We start from the raw sequence: 23730 nt of genomic DNA on the forward strand, positions 1-23730 counted from the left end.
CTTTTATTATTTTTACATCACAGAAATTTTAATTGTATGAAATTAGTAAAGACGACTGAGTTAGCCGAGCTACCAACGAGCCATGATCCAGAAATAAAAAAAAAGGTGTTTGTTTCTAATGGAGAAATTCCAAAATTGATGCAGTTTGGTTCTGCTGTTTTTAAACCTGGACAAGAAGTAACATCTCATAAACACGAAACAATGTATGAGGTTTTTTTAATTCAGAAAGGAAAAATAGATTTTGTAGTAGAAGGTAAAAAAGTTACCGTTTCTACAGGAGATTGCATTACTGTTGAAGCAGGGGAGATGCATTCGCAACACAATAATTATAAGGAAGATGTAGCTTGGATATACTTTGGAATTGCGACAGATTAAATTGCATAAAAAAAGTGAATCTCAGGAGATTCACTTTTTTTATTTTAATTACTTTTTTCTTAATTGAAAGCTTTAGGCTTTTTATGACTTACCCCTACTTTACTAGCGGCACATCTAAATCCGATAAAGTTAGTAGACATGTATTCTTCTAAGAATCTTCTCTGAGCAGGGTCTAACCAGAACTCTCTATCTTTCCACGATCCACCTTTGTAAACTCTAGAATAATTAGTGATTAATGTTGTTCTAGGTTTTTTGTCGTAGATATATTCTAATTCTCCAGTTTCTTCGTTTTTAACAGGTTTTTCTATTATAGGAGAGTTGTACATTCTTTTAATTCTGTCTTTATCATTTTGAATTTGATAATTTCTAGTAGAAGTTAAATCTCCGTCACCAAAATCTTTATTATCCGATTGTTGATAACTTAGATTTAAGTAAGTGTCATTATTTGTAACTGGAACCTTAATAATCTGACCAGGTAATACAGAAGGTACTATTTTACCGTTAGGTAATGTGTCGTATTCGATATCTTCGAAACTAGCTACAATAGCTTTTCCTGTTTCATCAATTTTTCTTTTTCTAAAGACATTTCCTCTTGCATAGTTAAAGTCGTTAAAGTCAGAGTCAATTTCTGGACGGTAAACGTCAAATACCCATTCCGCAACATTTCCAGCCATATCATATAACCCATATGCATTTGGAGGGAATTTTTTTACTGGAGTTGTAATGTCTCCGTAATCTGAAGTCCAACCAGCAATACCACTGTAATTACCCTTAGATTCTTTAAAGTTAGCGTGCTGTGTGTAGTATTTACTTTTACGGTTTCTCGTGGTTTCGCTTGTCCAAGGATATTTTTTTCTACCTCTAATAGAATTATAAGCTCTGTTCTGTACATCTCCTCTAGCTGCATGTTCCCATTCTAATTCAGAAGGTAATCTAAATCTTAAATATGGAGAAAACTCATCAATATTTAATTTAATATTTCCTTTGTCAGTTTCGCTAGCAATAGAATCTTGAACGAAATCATCTGGTTTTGTAACATATTCTGTGAAAATATCAGTATTTCCACTGTATAATAATTTAGGATCAGCTTCAAAAACTTCAACATCAAAATGGTCTCTACCTTCAGTTGTTATATTGTTTGCAGGATCCCATAGGTCTTTTAATAGCCCTTTTTCAACCATCCCTTTTTCCGCTACTCTATTTGTTCGCCAAGTACAGTAATCATTAGCTTGTCTCCAACTAACACCTACAACAGGGTAGTTTTGAAATGCTGGATGTCTGAAATAAGTTTCAGTTAATCTACTGTCACTTCTTAAAGGGTTTCTCCATACGTTTTCATCTGGGATAGCAGACGAGTATATGTGTTTGTATTTAGGGTTTTCTTGTGGGAAAACTTTCTTTAACCAATTAATATATTCGTTGTATTGGGCATTGGTGGTTTCGCATTTGTCAATAAAAAAACCTTTTACATTTTCTGTATGAGGTTTGTTATTGCTTTCCATCATTACGTCTTGCTGAATTTGACCCATAACAAAAGATCCACCTTCTACATATGCCATAGATTTAGGAGCTTTAGTTTTGTCTGAATTCGAAAGACTTACCAAACCATCATTTTCAGGATCGCTTAAGTAAAACCCTGCATTACCTTTTGTAGTGTAAGATGCAGTTTTAGAGCCAGTAACTTTTTGCGTTAATTCTTTAATTTTTTCACAACTTGTAAACACTAATGTTAAACAAGAGCTAAGAAGTAAAGGTTTTAGAATATTCTTCATAAGAATAAGGTGTCATTGTTTTGTTAACTGTGTGCAAGATATTATTTAATACTTAATTATACAATCATATTTAAAGACCAAAGCTAAATTATTATATTCGTGCAAAAATACAGCCACAATGAGGTTTATTAGCTTTTTTGCATTCTTCTTTACAACCATAAGTGTTTTTTGTCAGAAAAAAACATTCATAATAGACATGTCCTTAGTTTCTCAGAAATCAATTCAGGAGAAAGTTTTTAACGGAAATGACATCTATTTAAGAGAAAATTTTATTCCATTATTTTTTAAACAGTGGGTAAAAGAAGAGACGGGAAGTATTTCTGATTATACGATATCTAATGTGAAGGAAGAAACAATGTCATCTAGTACATTGGGAAGTGTAGAGGTAAATAAGTTGCCTAACGGACTAACATATAATTTAAGAGCGGTAAAGGAAAGTAAAAAAGAGTTTTACAGTTTTGAGCTAAGCCCACTTTATAAAAAGGAATCTGGAGAAATAGTAAAAGTTACTTCATTTGACCTTAGTTATAAAGTAACAAAACAAAAGAAAGCCTTTGTAACCTCTGGTTCTGATGATGTAGTAACGAATTCTGTTTTAAGCTCAGGGAAGTGGTATAAATTCGCTGTGGATAAAACCGGGGTTTATAAATTGAATGTCTCTTTTTTAGCATCTCTTGGAATTAATACAAGTAATTTGGATCCTCAAAAAATTAGAATTTTTGGTAATGGGGGGAATATGTTACCTGAATTGCTAAGTATTGAAAGATCACAAGATTTGGAAGAAAATGCCATTTATGTTAGCGGTAGTAATGACGGTCGTTTTACAAATAATGATTATATTTTATTTTATGCACAAGGGCCTTTAACATGGCAGTTAAATAGTAGAGAAAATATTACTCATAGACAAAATATATACTCAAACTATAGTTATTATTTTATCAATGTAGATTCTGGTGAAAATGGGAAGAGGGTTGAAAATATGGAGCCGGTTAATTTAGCGACTACTAAAGCAGTAACGACTTACACAGATTATAAATTACACGAGAAAGAGCTGACCAATTATATAAGAACAGGACGTAAGTGGTATGGTGAAGATTTTTCTGTTGAAAGTGTAAGGACTTTTGACTTTGATTTTAAAAATATAGATATTTCTACTCCTGTTATTTCAAATGTTAATTTTAGCGCGAGTTCTACAGGTGTTACCAACTATAGTCTAGTGTATGATAATCAGGACGGTGTTGATGGAACGAATGTTGAGTTGTTCAAAAATCAAATATCTAAAATAAGCTCAGATTTTGTATTCAGAGAAAGAAATGGAATCAAATCCTTTAACACTGAAAGAAATAATGATTTAAGATTTCATTTAAATTGGGATAATAGTGGTGATTTATCAGCAAAAGGTTATCTAGATTATATTAGAGTGGTTGCCGATTGTTTTTTAATTGCAGATACACGTCAATTTGGATTTGTAAATTTTGATTCTAATACTACAGGAGAAGTTTTAGAGTACAAAATTCAGAACAAGAGTAATATTGATTTTGTTTGGGATGTAACAGATTTTAAAAATCCAAAGAGTTTAAATGACATAAATCTAAGTGATTCTGATTTTAGTTTTAAGGAAATAACAGATGGTGTACTTCAAAAATATCATTTGGTTAAAGAATCAGATGCTTTAGAACCAATAAATTTAGGGGCAGAGACTGTTGTAGAAAATCAGAATTTACATGCTCTTAAAGATGTTCAGTATTTAATTGTAACGCAAGCAAGTTTTATTTCTCAGGCAGAACGTTTGGCAAATTATCATAGAGAGAATACTAAAATAGACGGAGAACCTATCAATGTAAAGGTGGTCGATTTGGCTAAAATATATCTAGAGTTTGGATCTGGAAGCCCAGACATAACGGCAATTAGAGATTTTGCTAAATTTTTGTACGATACTGGAAGTACAGATGCTAAGAGGTTAAAATATCTTTGTTTATTTGGAGATGCTTCTTTTGATTATAAGGGGATTACCTACAGAGATGGAAATATTGTACCTGTATACCTCTCTAATAAGAGTAATAATTTAATTACATCTTACAACTCAGATGACTATTATGCTTTTTTAGATGAGACCGACGATGTAGTAGACAATCAAGAACTGTCTCTGTCTGGAAGAATGGAAATTACAACAGGTAGAATTCCTGTTAGAACTCCTACTGTTGCTAAGCAATATGTAGATAAATTGTTAAACTATTATTCTTCAAATTCTTTTGGGAAATGGAAAACGAGAATTACATTTTTTGGAGATGATGGTCAATATGGAGAGCATCAATCTTTGATAAGATATTTAGAGGAGTCTGCATTAAAAATAGAGGTAAATAATAAAAATGTTAACCTTTCAAAATTATACACTGATGCTTTTAAAGAGGATATTACTTCTGGAGGTGGAGCTTATCCTGATTTGGTTAAAAGATTTGAAGAAGCATTTAATAATGGTTCTGGTGTTATAAATTATTTTGGACATGGTGGTACATCTTCTTTAGGAGAAGAAAATTTTTTAGATCTTCAAACAATTAGAAGTTATAGGAATTTAAATAATCTTCCAATTTTTATAACAGTAACTTGTGATTTTTCTAGGTTTGATGATCCTTCGTTTTTATCTGCAGGTGAAGAATTGATAGAAAGTAAGTTTGGAGGAGCTGTTTCTATGATAACAACTACTAGAAGGGTGTTTATTTTATCGGGTAGAACAATTAATAATAAGTTGGCCGATTTTATGTATGAGTTTGATGGAAATCAAAGAACAGTAGCCGAGGCTCTAAAAGATGTGAAAAACGATATTTCAACAGAGGGAGAGTTGTTTGTTTACTTTTTTGGGGATCCATTAATGAAATTACCTGTGCCAGAAGATGGTATAGAGATAGAAAATGTATTTAAAATAACCAAAAATGAAGAAACCGAAGAAGACATACTAACCCGAGTTACCGAGTTAAATGGATTGTCTAAGATTAGGGTAACTGGTAAAATAGTAGAAAAAGATAGTGTCTTGATTGATGGTAAATATGTAAGGCCCGTTTTAAGTGATTTTAATGGAAACTTATCGGTGACTTTGTTTGATAAAGAAATTGAAAGAACCACTTTGTTAAATGAAGTTGTTGCAAGTGGAGGAACGGTAAGAGAAAGTGATAAAGTGAAATTTAAATCTTTAGAAAATAAAGTTTTTGTTGGAGATGCTACCGTAGACAACGGACTGTTTACTTTTGATTTTATTTTGCCTAAAGATGTAAATCCTATTTCTGGTAACGCAAAATTTAGTTTTTATGCATCTTCAAAAAATAGAGAAAAAGCGGGAAGTAATTTTGATTATAAAGTTGGAGGTTTAGATGCTGATGCAAAAGAGGATAACACACCACCTGTTATAAATCTATTTATGGATAATGAATCTTTTGTTGACGGAGGTGGAACAGGTATTACACCTACACTAATCGCAAAAGTAGAAGATGAGAGTGGTATTAATACCTCGCTAAACTCTTTTGGACACACAATCTCGTTGGTAATTGATGGTGATTTAACCAATCCAATTACATTAAATGAATACTATCAGACTGAAAAAGATGATTTTACCAAGGGGATCATCACCTACGAAATGCCTGCACTTCCAGAAGGAGATCATACAATTACATTAAAAGTTTGGGATTCACACAACAATTCATCCATTCAAACGTTAAACTTCTTTGTACAGGCAGATTTAAAGTTTAAAATAGATAAAGTTTTAAATTATCCAAACCCTTTTATCAATCATACTGAGTTCTGGTTTGAGAACAATAGAAAAAATGAACCCTTAGAGATTAAAGTACAAGTATATACTTTGTCTGGTAAGTTGGTAAGAACTTTAAGAGGAGCAAGTTTAAATACGAGTCAGATTATAAAGGCCGTAACTTGGGATGGTAGAGATGATTACGGAAATAAATTAGGTAAGGGCGTTTATCTGTATAAAGTGGTTGTTAAAGAAATTATTTCAGGGCAATCCGATGAAAAGATTGAAAAATTAGTATTATTGTAAGAACTTATAAACTGACGAAACTAAAAAATATGAATTTACGAATAAAACTGCTTCTTGGGGTTGCGACTATTTGCTCGCAATTACAAGCTCAAGACAACGCAATAACAACCGTAGCTCCTTTTTTAAATATTGTAACGGATGCAAGGTCTGCGGCAATGGGAGATGTTGGTGTGGCTACTACGGCCGATGGAAACTCAATATTTCACAATGGTGCTAAAATGGTGTTTCATAAGAGCGAAGGTAGTTTGGCAATTAACTACACGCCATGGCTTAGACAATTAACAGATGATATATATATCGCAAATGTTACTTACCAACAAAGAATAGACGAGAGAAGTGCATTTGGAGGTGGAATTAGATACTTTGACTATGGAACCATAGAAGTGACTCAGGAAGGTGCTACTACAGCAACCGAAGCACAGCCATTTGAGTTTGCAATTGATGCTGCATATGCATTAAAGTTAAGCGATAATTATTCTATGTCTGTAGCTTTAAGATACACTAGGTCTGATTTAAGTATTACAGGTACAACCTTAACAGATATTGAGCCAACAAATGGATTTGGAGTAGACATTTCGGGATATTATCAATCTGATGAAATGGCATTTGACGAATTTAATGGTATTATACGTGGAGGTTTTGCAATTACAAACTTAGGACCCAAAGTTGAAACTTTTAACAGAGAAGAGTTCTTGCCAACGAATTTAAAATTAGGAGGAGGTTTCGATTTTATTTTTGATGATTACAATCAGGTAGGGGTAACTTTAGAGTTTACAAAGTTATTGGTGCCGTCTGTTAATGGAGAAGATGAGAACTTTATTTCTGGAGCATTAAAGTCTTTTGGAGATTCGGATAATGAATTACAAGAAGTTACGATAGGATTGGGAGCTGAATATTTATACAATGAATCTTTTGCTTTTAGAGCAGGTTACTTTAAAGAACACCAGGATAGAGGAAATAGAAACTTTATAACATTTGGAGCCGGATTTAAAGCAAGTTCTTTTACAGTTGACTTATCATACCTGTTAAGTAACTCAGTAGTGAATAATCCTCTAGATAGAACATTAAGATTCTCTCTAGCTTGGGATTTTGGTGATACTTTTGAGTTTTAATAGTAAAATATAACTACATTTGAAGCGGTGTTTTAACACCGCTTTTTTTATATTTAATATCTATGTACAAAAATATTTTAATAACGGGAACTGGGAGTGCTATTCCAAATGTAATCGTTAATAACAAGGACTTTGGGGAACACGTATTTTATAATGAAGATGGAACTTTGTTTGAAAAAGAAAATATTGAAATCATTGAAAAGTTTCAGGCGATAACGGGTATAGAAGAGAGAAGGTACGCAGATAAAACCATCAATACATCAGATTTAGCAGCAATTGCCGCTGAAAAAGCAATTAAAAGTGCTGGTATTGATAAAGAAGAGTTAGATCTAATTATTGTTGCACATAACTTTGGAGATGTAAAACATGGAAGCATACAAGGAGATTTACTTCCAAGCTTAGCTACCAGAGTTAAAAACATTCTTAATATAGAAAAGCCAGGTTGTATTGCTTACGATATTTTATTCGGGTGTCCGGGTTGGGTACAAGGTATTATACAAGCAAATCAAGCTATAAAAGCGGGAGATGCAAAAAAAGCCTTGGTTATTGGAGCAGAGACTTTGTCTAGAGTAGTAGATAAACATGATAGAGATAGTATGATTTTTGCAGATGGTGCAGGTGCTACTATTTTAGAATTAGTTGAAGAGGAGAAAGAAAGAGGGATTTTAAGCACAGCTGCCCAAACATATGCATTAGAGGAAGCAGAGTATTTATATTCGGGTCCATCTTACAAGAAAGAAAATGATCAAGATGTAAATTACATTAAAATGCTAGGGCGTAAAATTTATGAATTTGCATTGACCAAAGTTCCGGCTGCTATTAAAATAGCAATGGATAAAAGAGGCTTGGAAATTGATGATGTATCTAAGGTTTTTCTACACCAAGCCAATGAGAAAATGGATGAGGCAATCGTAAAAAGGTTGTATCGCTTGTTTAGAAAGCCAGTAAAAGAAAATGTAATGCCTATGTCTATTCAAAAGCTAGGGAACAATTCTGTAGCAACAGTTCCCATCTTGTATGATATGGTATTAAAAAATCAGTTAGAACATCATTCGGTTGCCAAAGATGATATAGTCATATTTGCGTCTGTAGGAGCAGGGATGAATATAAACGCTGTTACTTATAAACTTTAAGCATCTACTTTTAATCTAGGATTGGCCGTAATCGACGGGTCGTCGGTTAGGCCTAATCTATATTTATGATACGCTGTAATGGCAATCATTGCAGCATTATCAGTTGTATATTCAAACTTAGGAATATAACTTTTCCAGCCAAAGTGTTTTTGAGCATCGGTTAAACGTTTACGTATTTCAGAGTTTGCAGAAACCCCACCAGCAATCGCTACTTGCTTTATTCCTGTTTCGCTAACGGCTTTCTTAATTTTATCCATTAAAATTTCAGCAATTGTATTCTGAACACTCGCACAGATGTCCGCTAAGTTTTCTTCAATAAAGTGTGGATTGTTCTTAACTTCTTTTTGAATAAAATATAGTATTCCGGTTTTTAAGCCGCTAAAACTAAAATGATGATCTTTTACTCTTGGTTTAGAAAACTTAAATGTAGGAGTTCCTTCTTTGGCATATTTATCAATAAGTGGTCCTCCAGGGTAAGGTAGCCCTAAAATTTTAGCAGTTTTATCATAAGCTTCACCAACAGCATCGTCTATGGTTTCTCCCAATACTTCCATGTTTAAATAATCGTTTATTTTAACAATTTGAGTGTGACCACCGCTAATGGTTAAACACAGAAAAGGGAATGTTGGTTTTTGTTCGTTGGCATCGTCAATAAAATGAGCTAAAATATGAGCCTGCATGTGGTTTATGGCTAATAAAGGAATGTTTAAACCTAAAGCCATAGATTTCGCAAAAGAAGCTCCAACCAATAAAGAACCCATTAGCCCTGGACCTTGAGTAAAAGCAATAGCACTTAATTGCTCCTTTGTGATATTTGCTTTTTTTAAAGCAATGTCTACTACAGGCACAATGTTTTGTTGGTGGGCTCTAGAAGCAAGTTCGGGAACAACACCTCCGTATTTAGCATGTATTTCTTGATTGGCTACAATATTAGAAAGTATTTCTTCGTTACATATTACAGCAGCACTTGTGTCATCACAAGAAGATTCAATAGCTAAGATATAGGTCTTTTCGGGCATAGTTACGGTAGTTTTCACTAATTTAGTGCGCACAAATTTAGGCTTTATAAAAACAATAAGAAAAATACTAGTTAGATTTTTAATAGCAACTGTTATGTTGTTGTTATTGCTGCTTTTTGCGTTGCAATTTGGTAAAACACAATTGTTTATAGCAGAGCGTATTTTAAACTCTTTAAATCAAAAAAACAATGTTTCTATAGAGTTAAAAGCTTTTAAAATAAGTCCAATAGGAAATTTTTATATAAAAGATGTTTTAATTAGAGACCATTGTAAGGATACTCTTATTTACGTGAACGATATAAAAGGTAGCTTAGATCACTTAAAAGGGATTCAAAACAACAAGCTGTCTTTTAGAAATGTAAAAGTAACAAATGGTTGGTTAAGAGATTGTTTGTATAAAGGGGAAGATAAAAGTAACTTAACGTTTTTTGCTAATAGTTTTAAATCTACTAAAAAGAAAAAAAAGAAACCATTTCAATTAGAGTTCGATAATTTAAAACTAACCAATTTAAGGTATTTCAATATTCGAAAAGAAAAGCCAGTTGTCGATTTTAATCATATTTCTGGAGTTGTGCATAGGTTATCTATTAAAGGAGCAGATGTTAGTGTAGCAACAGATTCTTTAAGTCTTAAAGATATATATGGTATAGAGTACAAAAAGCTATCTACAGATTTTACTTATACATTCTCTAAAATGTGTTTTAATAACACGCATTTGATTACTCCTAAATCGGAAATTTTTTGCGATGTTGTTTTTAAAGCAAACAATAAAAGTTACGCACATTTTGTAGATAATGTAAATCTTTCTGGAAAAGTATATCAAAGTAAGGTTAGTTTAGAGGATGTTAAAAAAATATATCCTTACATAGAGGGGAAACAGGTGCTTAATTTAACATCCAATGTATCTGGAACTTTAAATCATTTAAAACTTAATAAAACAGAAATAATAGCGAAGGATCATTCCGCATATTTTGTAGGAGATTTTATCGTGAAAAATAGCATTCATAAAAGAGAAGAGTTTTGGTTTCAAGCTAAAAACGCAAGTATAGAGACTCATACAAATAAATTGAAAAGTTTTGTGCCTACTTTATATTACAATGCACTGCCTAATAATTTTTATGGTTTAAGTCAGGTGAATTATATAGGAGATCTTTTTGTGTCTAGAGAAAAATTAGTGCTAGCAGGAGAAGCAATCACAAACTTAGGAAGCATTAATGTAAATGGTTTTATAAAAGAAATTAATACTCCTAAAAAGGAACTAGAATTTGAAATCTTAAAAGGTTTTATACCTGATAACCCCGTTGTTAAAGAGTTGAAAAAAATAGCCTTTAAAGGAAAAGTAAAAGGGACTATTGAGGATAAAAAACTAGATTTAACTACAAAGTTTGATTTTAAAGAAATTAACTACAAGAAAAACAAAATAAAAAATTCAGTTCTAGAATTAAACTTTAAAGATAATGAGCTGTTGTCTCGTTTAAAAGTAAACGATTCGTTATTGTCTTTGGTGGCTGATATTAATTATAAAAAGAAAAGGAATAACAAGGAGTTTGATTTAGATTTTAAAATAAAGAAAGCTAGAATATCAAAGCTTTTTCCAGAGTATGTCTCATTTCAAAAAAATATTATTGCCGATGGTAAGTTGTCTCTACAAAAAACGAATGATAGTCTTGTTTCTATTGGGGCATTAAAGAAATTAAGAATAGATACAGAATCTGAATCTTTAAAATTAAATGATGTAGATTTATTTTTATTCGCTAAAGAAAAAGAAAAGAAGATTAAGTTAAACTCAAAGGACTTGCTAAGTCTAGAAGTAAATGGAGACTTTGAATTTGAAGATTTAGAAAAATTAGTAGTAAATGCACTCTATAAATTTATTCCTAGTTCCAAATCTAGAACAGAAGTAAAACAACAAACGCTAAATTTCGATTTAAAAGTATCGCCTAAACTTGCCAAATCTTTTACCAATAAGATAGAGCTAAAAGATTACTTAAGTGTATCTGGTGTGTTAGACAGTAACGGTGATAAAGGAATTATTAAAGCCGTTTTACCTGCGTTCTCGTCTAAAGATATGCAAGTTGATAGTCTTAAAGTGGTGCTAGATAACTCTAACCAATGGCTAAATTCTAATATTTCTATAGATAAGTTTAGGTTTAAAAAACAACAGTACGAAAACCTATCGTTACTTGGTAAAAAAGTAAATGACACCCTTTTTGTAAGGTCAAATTTTAATTCAGATAAAATAGAGAATAGAGCTATATTCTATCTAACCGCAGAAAAGAATGCCGTCTATTTAGGAATAGAAAATGTTTACCTTAAATACTTAAATTCTATATGGACGAATAAAGCAAAAAGTAAGAACAAAGTATATTACAATTACAAGAATAAGGAATGGTATTTTTATGGGCTTTCTTTTGCCAATAGAGACCAAGAATTCGATTTTGACGGAAGTATTAAAAAGGATAAATCGAAAAATCTTAGGTTAACGCTAAAAAACGTTCATTTAGAGGAGGTATTACCAGGTGTAGATAGTCTAAAAATAGGAGGACAGGCCAGCGGTAAGGTATTCTTTAATGAAAAAAACAATTTGTTAAGACCTAATGGAGATTTGTTCGTTAAGAATTTAAAAATTAATGGTATCGGTTATGGTAATCTAGCTACAAGCTTAAAGCCTAATAAAAAGAAATTAGGCTATAATGTGAATTTTAGAATTGTAAAAGATGATATTCAGAATATAAATGCCAAGGGTTCGTTTCTTTTGAACAAAGAAAATTTTCTAGCTTCAACCATTAAGTTAAATGTATTGTTAAAAGATTTACAGCTAAAGTCTCTAGGTCCATTGGGAAGAAATGTTCTTTCCAGCATTAGAGGTAAAGCAGCTGGAGAGTTTTTAGTTACAGGAAGATTAGATGATTTTAATACCAATGGTGAAATTAATTTAAAAAACGCAGGTTTAAAATTTCCCTATTTAAATACAGACTACAATTTTGTAGGTAACACTAAAGTTGTGTTAAAGGGGAAGAAGTTTCTATTTGGTAATGTAGATTTAGAAGATAAGATCTTTAAAACAAAAGGAACATTAACAGGAGAAATTAATTACGACAAGTATAATAATTGGAAGTTAAACCTAAATGTAAACGCAGAAAATTTAGTTGCTCTAAATACAAAACAAGAAGAAACATCTAAGTATTATGGTACAGCTTTTATCAAAGGAAATGCCACTATTATAGGTCCTACTTCTAATTTGGCAATAAATGTAACTGGAACTACATTACCGCAAACAACTTTTGTTTTGCCAATTAGCGATGTTAAAGAGACCGAAAACAATAAGTTTATATTCTATAAAGAAATCTACGACGATCAAGAAGGAGAGGAGTTTGATGAAGCTGAGGTTGTAACAGAAAGTGGGGTGAGTGTAAATTTAGATTTAGAAGTTACAAAAGATGCGTTTGCAGAAGTAGTAATAGATCAAACTACAGGGAGTTCTTTACAAGCAAGGGCAGATGGTAGACTAAATATAAGTATTGATAAGTTCTATAATATTTCTATGTATGGAGATTTGGAGGTGGATGAAGGTATGTACATCTATAAATATGGTGGAATTGTTAACAAGCCGTTTGTTGTAAACCAAGGAGGAACGGTTTCTTGGGATGGAGATCCTTATAAAGCAGAGTTAGACATAGTAGCTGTACATAGCGTAAAAGCAAATCCTAAAGTTTTGTTAGAGAATTTGTCTGTTAACAGAAAGATAGATGTAGATTTAATAACCAAAGTTACGGGAGAGTTGTTCGATTCTTCTCAGGAGTTTTTTGTAGAAATTCCTAATGCAAGTTCTACTGTTAAATCAGAGTTAGATTTTATAATGAACAGCGATGAAAACTCCAAAATGCGACAGTTTTTTTCTCTTTTGGTGACAAAATCTTTTTACGATGAGAATTCAGTAGGAAATACATCTTCAGTTCTTTCAAGTACAACCTCGGATATTATATCGAATGCTATTACTCAGATTTTTAACAATGACGATAGTAAGTTACAGGTCAATATAGGGTACACAGCCGGACAATCAACCGATATAGATAATTTAGAAGTAGACAATCAGCTAGATATAGGTGTTGCTACAGAGATTAATGATAGAATATTAATTAATGGAAAATTAGGAGTGCCTGTTGGAGCCAAAACACAATCTGCCGTAATTGGGGAAGTAAAAGTTGAGTTTTTAATAAATAAAGACGGTACACTAAGGTCTTCTGTGTTTAATAGACAAAATGAGATTCAATATTCACAAGACGATCAAGGTTATACGCAGGGGATAGGATTAAATTATCAAATAGATTTTAACAACCTAAGAGAAATGTTAAAAAAAATTGGATTGATTGATGAGAAGAAAAAGAAAAAAACAAAAGAAAAGAAAGCTGCGACTACAAACGAACGAAATTCAAGATAATTTAATATTGGTTTTTTCCATTTTCCTATAAATAGACTACTTTTAACCAGAAATTAAAAATAAACTGATTTATGGAAAAATTTACTTTGGTAGTATTAGCTGCAGGAATGGGGAGTAGATATGGAGGATTAAAACAAATGGATACCATGTCTAAAGAAGGAGATACAATTATTGATTTCTCTTTGTATGATGCAATAGAAGCAGGTTTTAAAAAAGTAGTATTTGTAGTAAGAAACGAATTTATAGATCAATTTAAAGCACAGTTCGATCACAAGCTAGAAGGAAAGATAGAGGTGGCTTATGTTTGTCAGGAATTAGATAAAGTTCCTTCAGGATTTCCAGTAGATCCAGAAAGAAAAAAACCATGGGGAACAGGACATGCTGTATTGGTTGCAAAAGAAGTAATAGACGAAAACTTTATTGTAATAAACGGAGATGATTTTTACAGTAGAGAAGCTTTTCAAGCAATTATTGGTGAACTAGCAAAATTAGATAAGAATTCATACAATATGTGTATGGTTGGATTTAATTTAGGGAAAACAATTTCTGAAAATGGGTATGTTTCTAGAGGGCAATGTTTTGTAAACGAAAGTAACGAGTTGACCGATATTATAGAAAGAACACATATAGAAAGAATTGACGGAACTATTTATAGAAAAGACGATGCTGGTGAATTATTAGCGATGGAAGAAGATACGACTGTTTCTATGAACTTTTGGGGATTTACGCCTAAGTTTTTAGAACAGTTAGAAAGTGATTTTGTAGGTTTTATGAAAGAAAGATCGGAAGAGTTAAAGAGCGAGTTCTTTATGCCAACTGTTGTGAATAATATTATTCAAGAAGGCAAAGGAGCTGTTAAAGTTTTAAAATCCGATGCAAAATGGTACGGAGTTACTTATGCAGAAGACAAACCTGTAGTAACGAATGCAATTGGTAGGTTAAAAGAAAATAAAGTATATCCAAAAGACTTATGGGCTTTAGAAACAGAGGGTTCAACATTTTAAAATAAGCGCTCGTTGTATAGGAATTTACTGAGTTTTAAAATACGAAATCAGTCTATATCGTTTTCGTATTTTAAAACTCAGTTATGTTTATCAACCTTTATTAATTACTAATTTTATTCCACATTAAATTATGAGTATGAGTGCAAAAATAACCAAGTTAGCTGTAATGACTTCTGGAGGAGATTCTCCGGGAATGAACGCAGCAGTAAGAGCTGTTGTTAGAGCTTCAATATATAACAATATCGAATGTATGGGGATCTTAAGAGGTTACCAAGGTTTGATAGAGAATGACTTAATTCCTTTAGATTCAAGAAGTGTAAGAAATACGATTAGTAGAGGAGGAACTTTTTTACAGTCGGCAAGATCAACAGATTTTAGAACTCCAGAGGGAAGAGCCAAAGCATATGAAAATTTTAAAGGAAATGATTTAGATGCATTAGTAGTAATTGGAGGAGATGGTTCTTTTACCGGAGCTATGATCTTTAACAAGGAATATAATATTCCTGTAATTGGAATTCCAGGAACTATTGATAATGATATCTATGGAACACAATATACTTTAGGATACGATACTGCTTTAAATACTGTGGTAGAAGCAATTGATAAAATTAGAGATACAGCATCATCACATAACCGTTTATTCTTTGTAGAAGTAATGGGTAGAGATGCAGGATTTATTGCTTTAAATGCGGGTATTGGTGCTGGAGCTGAAGAGATCTTAATTCCTGAAGAAAACTTAGGAATTGAAAGAATGGTTGAATCTTTAAACAAATCTAAAGCTGCAGGAAAAACTTCGAGTATTGTTGTAGTTGCAGAAGGAGATAAAACAGGTAAGAGTGTATTTGAATTAGCAGATTATGTTGAAGAGAATATGCCAGAATACGATGTGCGTGTATCTGTGTTAGGACATATGCAAAGAGGAGGTACTCCTTCTTGTTTTGACAGAGTGTTAGCAGGTCGTTTAGGAGTAAAAGCTGTAGATTTATTGTTAGAAGGTAAGTCTAACCTAATGGTAGGAATTAATAACAATGTTATTACAGAGACAGATTTAGAAAAAGCAGTTAAGTTACATCACGATATCAATAGTAACTTATTAAGAGTGGCTGATATCTTAAGTACTTAATTTATAGAATTGAACAAATAAAAAATAAATATTATATAATAATTAATTATCATGGTAAAAATCGGAATTAACGGATTTGGTAGAATTGGTAGATTGGCTTTTAGAGCTGCTGCTAAAAGAGAGAATGTACAAGTTGTAGGTATCAACGATTTATTAGACGTTGACTATTTAGCTTACATGTTAAAATATGACTCAGTACACGGTGAGTACGACGGAACTATTGAAGTTGTTGACGGAAAGTTAGTTGTTGATGGAAACGAAATTAGAGTTACTGCTGAGCGTAACCCAGCTGATTTAAAGTGGGGTGATATTGAAGCTGAGTACGTAATTGAGTCTACTGGTTTCTTCTTAACTAAAGAAGCTGCAAAAGGACACATAGAAGCTGGAGCTAAGAGAGTTGTAATGTCTGCTCCATCTAAAGATGATACTCCAATGTTTGTAATGGGTGTTAACCACACTGAGTACACTGCAGATATGGAATTTATGTCTAACGCTTCTTGTACTACTAACTGTTTATCTCCTATCGCTAAAGTATTAAACGATAACTGGGGAATTACAGAAGGATTAATGACTACTGTACACGCTACTACAGCTACACAAAAAACTGTAGATGGACCATCTGCTAAGGACTGGAGAGGTGGACGTGCTGCAATTCACAACATCATTCCTTCTTCTACTGGAGCTGCTAAAGCTGTAGGAAAAGTAATTCCTGAATTAAACGGAAAATTAACTGGTATGGCATTCCGTGTTCCTACTATGGACGTTTCTGTTGTTGATTTAACAGTAAAATTAGAGAAGCCTGCTACTTACGAAGAAATTTGTGCTAAAATGAAAGCTGAGTCTGAAGGATCTTTAGCTGGAGTTTTAGGATACACTGAAGAAATGGTTGTATCTCAAGATTTCGTAGGAGATGTTAGAACTTCTGTATTTGATGCTAAAGCTGGTATCGCTTTAACTGATAACTTTGTAAAAGTTGTTTCTTGGTACGATAACGAAGCTGGATACTCTAACAAAGTAATTGACTTAATTGAGTATACTTCTACTGTAAAGTAATTTAAAGTATATTTTATTACATATTAAAACACCCCTCTTGTAGGGGTGTTTTTTGTTTTATACCAGTTACAAAAAGTGAATTTTGGAATAATTTATTGCCATAAAATATTCTATATTTAACACACTAATTTTTAGATAAAATGGAAATAGCAATTATAGCACACGATGGAAAAAAAGCTGATATGGTTCAGTTTTTAATGGAGCATAAAGAATTACTTAGAGACAAAGGAATTCAATTAATTTCTACGGGTACTACAGGTACCAAAGTAGAGGCTGCCAATCTACAAGTACATAAATATTTATCAGGGCCTTTAGGAGGTGATGCGCAGATTGCTGCAAGAGTTGCTGAAGGAAAAACGGGTATGGTTATTTTCTTTAGAGATCCGTTAGAAAAACATCCGCACGAACCAGATATTTTTATGTTGATGCGTTTGTGTGACGTATACAATGTTCCTTTAGCTACTAATCCTGCTACAGCAACTCTATTGATTCATTCAATTTAAATTTTAAAAAGCTTCTTCTTAAGTTAATGAAGAGGTTTTTTTCTTTTATTAGGGATGTTCTTCTACTAAAGAGCTAGTTTTTTGACAAAAATCGTAGCTTAGTAGATAGTAAATCAAGAATAATAACCATGAAAAAGAATCAAATCTACTTAACATTATTTTTAGTATTTTTCTTGAGTCTTATTTTTATAGAAGACTCGTTTGCAGGTCCAGGAGGTACTATTACTAAAGCTTTGTTTAAAACTTGGTGGGGTAAATTGTTAATGTTGGCTTTAACAATTTTGATAGCTCCTGTAATTATATACCACTATATAGTCCAGACCATAAAAGTTAAAAAAACGAAGAAGGCGTTAATTGCGCTAGGTACTAAGAACAAGGATTTTTCTTGGTTAAATATGGAGAAGAATATTAAGAATATTTTCACACGGACCTATGAGGCTTGGAGTAATGGAGATATGGCTGAGGTTCAAAATTATGTAAATCATTGGTATTGGAAAAATCAACAGATGGTGGTTTTAGATAAGTGGGAAAAGCAGAACTTAAAAAACATCTGTAACCTAGATAAAGTTAAGAGCATTAAACCTTTATATGTGGAGATTTCTGAAGAAGAGAAGCTAGAAGGTTCTAAAGTGGCTATTTTAGTTTCTGCATCTATAGAAGATTATTTAATAGATAAAGCTACTGGAAAAGCAGTGGAAGGAGGAAAAGGATATATAGACGAAGAGCATATCTGGATCTTTGAATACGATAACGGAAAGTGGTTGTTAGATAATATAGCATCGGAGGATTATACATTTACCTATATTAAAATGGAAAATATTATACCAGAATATTTGATTAAACCTTAATATTTAGTAAAAGAATTATAGTATAAGAAAGGAGTAAAATTATTATTTTACTCCTTTTTCTTTTTTCCAAACAACCATTTAAAGAAGTTTCTTTTTTTCTTTTTAGCTTTCTCTTCTTTCTTTGCTTTTTTCTCTTTTTTGTCAAAAACATCTAGAATTTTTTCAACGGTGTTTTCTTCTCTAAAAAACTCACAATCACAATTTTTTACTGTTTCTAGTCCAAAAGAAAAGTTAGAGCTTAGTTGTTGGTTGGTAGTACTTGTATAGTTTTTGGAAACTATATGCCCCACAATTGGTAAAGCTGCTACCGATCCTCCTCCAATAGAGCGTGGCAAATTAATACTAGGGTATTTACATCCTACCCATGTTCCAATAACAAGGTTTTTATTAAAGCCAATAAACCAAGAGTCACTATAATCTTGAGAGGTTCCTGTTTTTCCAGCCCATTCTCCCTTGGCTCCATACTTAGCTTTTAAACTTTTAGCTGTACCATTCTCAACAACATTTTTAAGCAAATATTGCATGGTTTCTAGTGTGTTAGATTTCAGCTCTAATTTTTTATACCTGTTTGGTTTGTGTTGGTAAATTGTTTTACCAGATGCGGTTTTAATACTTTTAATATAATAGGGTACAACTTTGTGTTTTTTATTGGAAAAGGGTACATAACTGTTGACAAGGTTTTCTAAAGAATAAGTGCTTGTACCCAAGGCAACCGTTGGATTTTTTTCAATATTTTTTTCTAGTCCCAGTGTGGTTGCCGTTTTTTGTAAGTTGGCATTTCCTACTTTAAAGTAAGTAACCACAGTTGGTATGTTAGCGCTCTTTGCCAAAGCTCCTTTCATACTAAAATACCCTCCATTAGAGTGGTCGTAGTTTTTTGGAGTCCAATTGTCGTAATTGGTGTAGATTTTTTCTTCGTTGTTAATCCAGTCACAAGGTTTTTCCCCCTGCTCCAAAGCAGCAGTATATACAATAGGTTTAAAGGTAGATGCTGCTTGCCTTTCGCTCTTAATTAAGTTGTATGGAAGGTGTTCATAGTTGTTTCCTCCAACATATATTTTTACTGCTCCAGTATTGCTATCAATACCATACACACCGCAGTGTAGCATTTTTAGATAGTGCTCTATAGAGTCTTTTGGAGCGTAATTGTAGCTTTTGTTATTCCAATTAAAAACTGAAGTTTTTTTTCTTTGTGTAAATTGTTCTTGAATTTCTGACTTTTTTCTGTTTGCCTTAACAAGAGCTTTGTAGGTGTTAGATTGTTGCCACTCTTTGTTTACAATTTTTTGAACGGTAGTACGATTTTTAATTTGACTCCAGTGGATATCCATTTTTTTTTGAAGTCTCTTTAAATGCTCTTTTCTAGCAGTTAATGCTTGATTTTGTAATTCAGAAACAAGCGTGGTTTCTATCATCAAACCGTCTGTTTTAATATTCCAGTTTGTTCCATCAGGTTTTTGGATGTTTTCTAAAATAGCATCTGCTTTTTTACGAACGATACTTAGATAGTAACCATTAGGGTTTTCTAGTTGTAAATTGGTGTAATTGGTATTGATGGGCTTATTGGCTATTTTTTTATAAGTAAGATCAGAAATAAAGCCAGCTTTCATCATTTGTTTCAACACTACATTTCTTCTTCTAAATGCATGGTCTGGATGTCTTTTTGGGTTGTAGTAAGAGTTTGCTTTCAAAATACCTACTAATATGGCTGCTTGTTCTAAGTTTAAGTCTTGTGTATGCTTAGAAAAAAAACGTTGAGATGCAGATTCAATTCCATAAACTCTCTCTCCAAAAGGCACTGTATTAAAGTAAAGAGCTAAAATTTCTTCCTTACTATATAAACTTTCAAGCCTGTACGCCAATATTGCTTCTTTGGTTTTGTTTACAGGCATGGTTAAAAAAGAATAACTCTTTCTGTGGTATAAATTTTTAGCAAGTTGTTGAGATAGAGTACTTCCACCACCAGCAGAGTTGTTTCTTAGAATGATACTTTTAATCAATACTCTAAGTAAGGCTATTTTATCGATTCCTTTATGTTCATAAAAACGAACATCTTCTGTAGCGATTAAAGCATTAATTAAATTTTTTGGCAGCTTTTTATAAGGAACATTGGTTCTGTTGGTATAGTATATTTTACCAATTATTTCTTTATCACTACTATAGACAATGCTTGCTTGAGATTGCTTTATATTTTGCAATTCTTGGTTGTTGGGTATTGGCCCAAAGATTCCTATGTAAACACTTCCTATAAAGAAAAGCAGTAAAGCTGTAATTGCTATTCCCAATCGAATAAAAAATACAAGAATCTTTTTCCCCATAGAATTTAGATGTGTGCAATTACAGAAATTTCTACATTCACCCCCTTTGGTAGTTTAGATACTTCTACACATTCCCTAGCAGGAGCTGTGTCTTCGTTAAAATAACTAGCATACACTTTGTTAATGGCTGCAAAATTGTCCATATCGCTAATAAATATAGAGGCCTTTAAAACATGTTCAAAGGTAGCACCAGCTTCTGTTAAAATGGCATGAATATTTTTCATTACACGATGTGTTTCATCGGTAATATTTTCAGTTACAAAATCCCCAGTTGCTGGATCAATAGCTATTTGACCAGAAACATATAAAGTTCCGTTGATAGCTGTGGCTTGGTTGTAAGGTCCTACAGGAGCAGGAGCTTTAGTAGTTGTAAATATTTTTTTCATAACTAAACAGTTTCTTGTGTTGCAAATTGTTTGTCGTGTAGGTTTTTATAGTAACCATTAGGAATCTTTAACAATTCTTTGTGTTTTCCTTGTTCTACGATATTTCCTTTGTCAAGAACAATAATTTTATCTGCATTTTTAATAGTTGCCAATCGGTGAGCAATTACAATACTGGTTCTTCCCTTGGTAATTTTATCAATTGCAAACTGAATCATTTGCTCGGAATGAGAATCTATAGAAGAGGTTGCTTCGTCTAAAATTAAAATACTAGGGTTAGATACGTAAGCTCTAAGGAATGCAATTAACTGTCGTTGACCAGAGGAAAGCATAACACCACGTTCTTTTACATTGTAGTCAAAATTACCGGGTAAACTATTTATAAAGTCACTAATTCCAATTTGTTCTGCTGCGGCTTTAATTTCTTCTATGGTAATTTCGTCTTTTCTTAGACTAATGTTGTTGGCAATACTATCAGAAAATAAGAATACATCTTGTAGAACAATGGCAATTTCATTTCTTAAAAAGGTAAGATCGTATTCCTTTACATCTACATTGTCTACTAAAATAGTACCACTATCAATATCGTAAAATCTGTTTATTAAGTTAATAATGGTAGATTTACCCGCACCTGTAGCACCAACAATGGCAACAGTTTCTCCAGGAGTTACATTAAAAGATACCCCTTTTAAAACAGGTTCTTTTTTTACATAGCTAAACACTACATCTTTAAACTCAATAGCACCGCTTATTTTAGGAAGTGTATAAGTTCCTTTGCTATCTATGTGGCTATCTGTGTCCATTACTTCAAAAATACGATCTCCAGCAACCATTCCCATTTGTAGGGTATTGAATTTATCTGCAATCTGACGTAAAGGTCTAAACAACATTTCCGTCATCATTATAAAACTAATAATTTCTCCAAGGGTAGCACCTTGCGCTGTAATTAATTGTCCGGCTCCAAACCAAACCAATAAACCTACTGCTATAGAAGATAAAACTTCTGCAACTGGGAAAAAGATAGAAAAATACCAAACCGTTTTTACATGTGCACCTTTGTGTTTTTTATTGATCTCAACAAATTTTTGATATTCAATATCCTCTCTATTAAATAGCTGAACTATTTTCATTCCCGTAACTCGTTCTTGTACAAAACCATTTAGGTTGGCCACTTGGTTACGAACCTCTTGAAAGGTTGCTTTGATTGCTTTTTGGAAAATTTTGGTAGCATAAATTAAAATTGGCAGTATGGCCAATGCGATAAGTGCCAATCTCCAGTTTAAAATAAGCATGGTTATGGCTACTCCTAACATTTTAAGAATATCGTTTACAATCATAAATAATCCTTGGCTAAAGAACTGAGCAATAGTTTCCACATCAGAAACAACTCTGGTAACCATTTTACCAACAGAAGAGTTGTTAAAATAAGCCATTTTAAAAGACAAGATTCTGTTGAATAGCTGGTTTCTAATGTCTTTTATAACATTTTGCCCCAATAGGTTTGCCAAATAGATAAATAACAATTGAAATAGTACTTCGGCAATTAATATTCCTAGAATAATAACAATAATATTTAGAAACCCTTCTTGCACTTTAGTTTCGATATAGGTGTCTATTGCAATTTTTGTTAAAATGGGTCTTGCTATAGAAGCGGTAGCCAAACTAATAGAAGCAATTGCAGAAAGTATAAATAGCCATTTATAAGCCATTGCAAACTTCATGATTCTACCAAAAACGGCCAAATCGAAAATATTTCCTTTTTTGTTATTATTCATGTTTTATACTTTCAGGGTAAATTATTTCTGTTAAAAACAGCCCGTGACCTGGAACAGAAGCTCCTGCATTAGAACGATTTTTACTTTTAATTATTTCAATAATTTTTTCGGGTTCCATTTTTCCTTTTCCAACTTCTGCAAGTGTTCCAACCACAGCTCTTACCATATTCCTTAAAAATCGATCTGCAGATATATGAAAAACAAGTTGATTTCCATTTTGGACCCACTCAGCTCTTGTAATATCGCAATTATAAGTCCTTACATCGGTTTTAGATCTAGAGAAACATTGAAAATCTGTATAATCTAGCAAAAACTTTGCCGCTTTGTTCATTGCTTCCACATCTAAGTTATGGTTAATTTGCCACTCTACATCTGTAGTAAAGGGACTTTTCCCTAATAAAACTCTATATTCATAACTTCTTTTAGAGGCATCAAAGCGTGCATGTGCTTGGCTGTTAACACGAAATAGATCTTTAAATACAATGTCTTTGGGTAAAAGAGCGTTTATTTTATAGCAGTAAACAACAGGATCTAGTGCTAGATCTACATCAAAATGAACAAACATTTGAGAAGCATGTACTCCTGCATCGGTTCTACCTGCAGCAACTACTTCTATAGGTGTTCTTAAAATAATAGAAAGTGCTTTTTGTACTTCTTCTTGTACGCTAATAGCATCGGGTTGTACTTGCCATCCATGGTAATTTTTTCCTAGATAAGAAAGTTCTGCAAAGTATCTCAATAGCTTTATGTTTTGGGGTTATAAAGGTATTGAATTCCTATGGTTGTAACAAGTAGATAACTGTTAGGAAAAGCAAGTTGTTTTAAA

Annotated in this window: 16 protein-coding genes; 10 read left to right on the top strand and 6 right to left on the bottom strand. The window is 32.5% G+C overall.

Going from position 1 to position 23730, the window contains the following annotated elements:
- The first annotated feature begins 36 nt into the window (after positions 1-36).
- Positions 37-375, top strand: a complete 339-nt coding sequence (locus tag ACXHHC_RS16130; protein WP_458227397.1) for a cupin domain-containing protein — start codon at positions 37-39, stop codon at positions 373-375.
- A gap of 59 nt (positions 376-434) precedes the next feature.
- On the opposite strand, the gene gldJ is transcribed toward ACXHHC_RS16130, so the two are convergent.
- On the bottom strand, positions 435-2147 hold the full coding sequence (gene gldJ / locus ACXHHC_RS16135) for a gliding motility lipoprotein GldJ (RefSeq protein ID WP_458227398.1): 1713 nt from the start codon (positions 2145-2147) through the stop codon (positions 435-437).
- 118 nt (positions 2148-2265) lie between these two features.
- On the opposite strand from gldJ, the gene porU reads away from it, so the two are divergent.
- From porU to ACXHHC_RS16150, 3 genes are all read left to right on the top strand, one after another.
- On the top strand, positions 2266-6192 hold the full coding sequence (gene porU / locus ACXHHC_RS16140) for a type IX secretion system sortase PorU (RefSeq protein WP_458227399.1): 3927 nt from the start codon (positions 2266-2268) through the stop codon (positions 6190-6192).
- Between the two features lie 29 nt (positions 6193-6221).
- On the top strand, positions 6222-7304 hold the full coding sequence (gene porV, locus ACXHHC_RS16145; RefSeq protein ID WP_458227400.1) for a type IX secretion system outer membrane channel protein PorV: 1083 nt from the start codon (positions 6222-6224) through the stop codon (positions 7302-7304).
- 62 nt (positions 7305-7366) lie between these two features.
- Complete coding sequence (locus ACXHHC_RS16150) at positions 7367-8437, top strand: 3-oxoacyl-ACP synthase III family protein (protein ID WP_458227401.1); 1071 nt, start codon at positions 7367-7369, stop codon at positions 8435-8437.
- Here ACXHHC_RS16150 and tsaD read toward each other — a convergent pair.
- Complete coding sequence (gene tsaD / locus ACXHHC_RS16155; RefSeq protein ID WP_458227402.1) at positions 8434-9456, bottom strand: tRNA (adenosine(37)-N6)-threonylcarbamoyltransferase complex transferase subunit TsaD; 1023 nt, start codon at positions 9454-9456, stop codon at positions 8434-8436. The two genes, ACXHHC_RS16150 and tsaD, sit on opposite strands and share 4 nt — an antisense overlap.
- Before the next feature lie 94 nt (positions 9457-9550).
- Between tsaD and ACXHHC_RS16160 the strand changes: the two genes are divergently transcribed.
- The 6 genes from ACXHHC_RS16160 (at position 9551) to ACXHHC_RS16185 (ending at position 18428) form a co-directional block, all read left to right on the top strand.
- Positions 9551-13897, top strand: coding sequence for a translocation/assembly module TamB domain-containing protein (locus ACXHHC_RS16160; protein WP_458227403.1), 4347 nt, complete (start codon positions 9551-9553; stop codon positions 13895-13897).
- Positions 13898-13968: 71 nt separating this feature from the next.
- Positions 13969-14901, top strand: coding sequence for a sugar phosphate nucleotidyltransferase (locus tag ACXHHC_RS16165; RefSeq protein ID WP_458227404.1), 933 nt, complete (start codon positions 13969-13971; stop codon positions 14899-14901).
- Between the two features lie 136 nt (positions 14902-15037).
- The gene (gene pfkA, locus ACXHHC_RS16170; protein WP_458227405.1) at positions 15038-16024 is read left to right on the top strand and encodes a 6-phosphofructokinase; all 987 of its coding nucleotides are present in this window, start codon (positions 15038-15040) and stop codon (positions 16022-16024) included.
- A gap of 51 nt (positions 16025-16075) precedes the next feature.
- Positions 16076-17077, top strand: coding sequence for a type I glyceraldehyde-3-phosphate dehydrogenase (gap, locus tag ACXHHC_RS16175; RefSeq protein WP_458227406.1), 1002 nt, complete (start codon positions 16076-16078; stop codon positions 17075-17077).
- 140 nt (positions 17078-17217) lie between these two features.
- Positions 17218-17580, top strand: coding sequence for a methylglyoxal synthase (locus tag ACXHHC_RS16180; protein ID WP_458227407.1), 363 nt, complete (start codon positions 17218-17220; stop codon positions 17578-17580).
- A gap of 128 nt (positions 17581-17708) precedes the next feature.
- Complete coding sequence (locus ACXHHC_RS16185) at positions 17709-18428, top strand: hypothetical protein (protein ID WP_458227408.1); 720 nt, start codon at positions 17709-17711, stop codon at positions 18426-18428.
- Positions 18429-18475: 47 nt separating this feature from the next.
- Here the strand turns inward: ACXHHC_RS16185 and ACXHHC_RS16190 are convergent, their stop codons facing one another.
- Genes ACXHHC_RS16190 through truA form a run of 4 tightly spaced genes read right to left on the bottom strand, consistent with a single transcriptional unit; the run spans position 18476 to position 23643 of the window.
- Positions 18476-20746, bottom strand: coding sequence for a transglycosylase domain-containing protein (locus tag ACXHHC_RS16190; protein WP_458227409.1), 2271 nt, complete (start codon positions 20744-20746; stop codon positions 18476-18478).
- Between the two features lie 5 nt (positions 20747-20751).
- Complete coding sequence (locus ACXHHC_RS16195; protein ID WP_458227410.1) at positions 20752-21132, bottom strand: Rid family detoxifying hydrolase; 381 nt, start codon at positions 21130-21132, stop codon at positions 20752-20754.
- A 2-nt stretch (positions 21133-21134) separates the two neighbouring features.
- Positions 21135-22904 (bottom strand): ABC transporter ATP-binding protein, encoded by a 1770-nt coding sequence (locus ACXHHC_RS16200; RefSeq protein ID WP_458227411.1) that lies wholly within the window; start codon positions 22902-22904, stop codon positions 21135-21137.
- A complete protein-coding gene (truA, locus tag ACXHHC_RS16205; RefSeq protein ID WP_458227412.1) occupies positions 22897-23643 on the bottom strand; it encodes a tRNA pseudouridine(38-40) synthase TruA in 747 nt (248 codons plus the stop codon). The genes ACXHHC_RS16200 and truA overlap by 8 nt, the downstream gene beginning before the upstream one ends.
- Positions 23644-23730: the final 87 nt, after the last annotated feature.

It is taken from the genome of Wenyingzhuangia sp. IMCC45574, assembly GCF_054182685.1.

Bases quoted from the DNA above. Each gene is read 5' to 3' on its own strand.
- ACXHHC_RS16165 (WP_458227404.1), top strand. From the start codon at position 13,969: ATGGAAAAATTTACTTTGGTAGTATTAGCTGCAGGAATGGGGAGTAGA.
- porU (WP_458227399.1), top strand. From the start codon at position 2,266: ATGAGGTTTATTAGCTTTTTTGCATTCTTCTTTACAACCATAAGTGTT.
- porV (WP_458227400.1), top strand. From the start codon at position 6,222: ATGAATTTACGAATAAAACTGCTTCTTGGGGTTGCGACTATTTGCTCG.
- gap (WP_458227406.1), top strand. From the start codon at position 16,076: ATGGTAAAAATCGGAATTAACGGATTTGGTAGAATTGGTAGATTGGCT.
- ACXHHC_RS16190 (WP_458227409.1), bottom strand. From the start codon at position 20,746: ATGGGGAAAAAGATTCTTGTATTTTTTATTCGATTGGGAATAGCAATT.
- ACXHHC_RS16130 (WP_458227397.1), top strand. From the start codon at position 37: ATGAAATTAGTAAAGACGACTGAGTTAGCCGAGCTACCAACGAGCCAT.
- ACXHHC_RS16180 (WP_458227407.1), top strand. From the start codon at position 17,218: ATGGAAATAGCAATTATAGCACACGATGGAAAAAAAGCTGATATGGTT.
- ACXHHC_RS16150 (WP_458227401.1), top strand. From the start codon at position 7,367: ATGTACAAAAATATTTTAATAACGGGAACTGGGAGTGCTATTCCAAAT.
- pfkA (WP_458227405.1), top strand. From the start codon at position 15,038: ATGAGTGCAAAAATAACCAAGTTAGCTGTAATGACTTCTGGAGGAGAT.
- tsaD (WP_458227402.1), bottom strand. From the start codon at position 9,456: ATGCCCGAAAAGACCTATATCTTAGCTATTGAATCTTCTTGTGATGAC.
- ACXHHC_RS16160 (WP_458227403.1), top strand. From the start codon at position 9,551: ATGTTGTTGTTATTGCTGCTTTTTGCGTTGCAATTTGGTAAAACACAA.
- gldJ (WP_458227398.1), bottom strand. From the start codon at position 2,147: ATGAAGAATATTCTAAAACCTTTACTTCTTAGCTCTTGTTTAACATTA.
- ACXHHC_RS16185 (WP_458227408.1), top strand. From the start codon at position 17,709: ATGAAAAAGAATCAAATCTACTTAACATTATTTTTAGTATTTTTCTTG.
- ACXHHC_RS16200 (WP_458227411.1), bottom strand. From the start codon at position 22,904: ATGAATAATAACAAAAAAGGAAATATTTTCGATTTGGCCGTTTTTGGT.
- ACXHHC_RS16195 (WP_458227410.1), bottom strand. From the start codon at position 21,132: ATGAAAAAAATATTTACAACTACTAAAGCTCCTGCTCCTGTAGGACCT.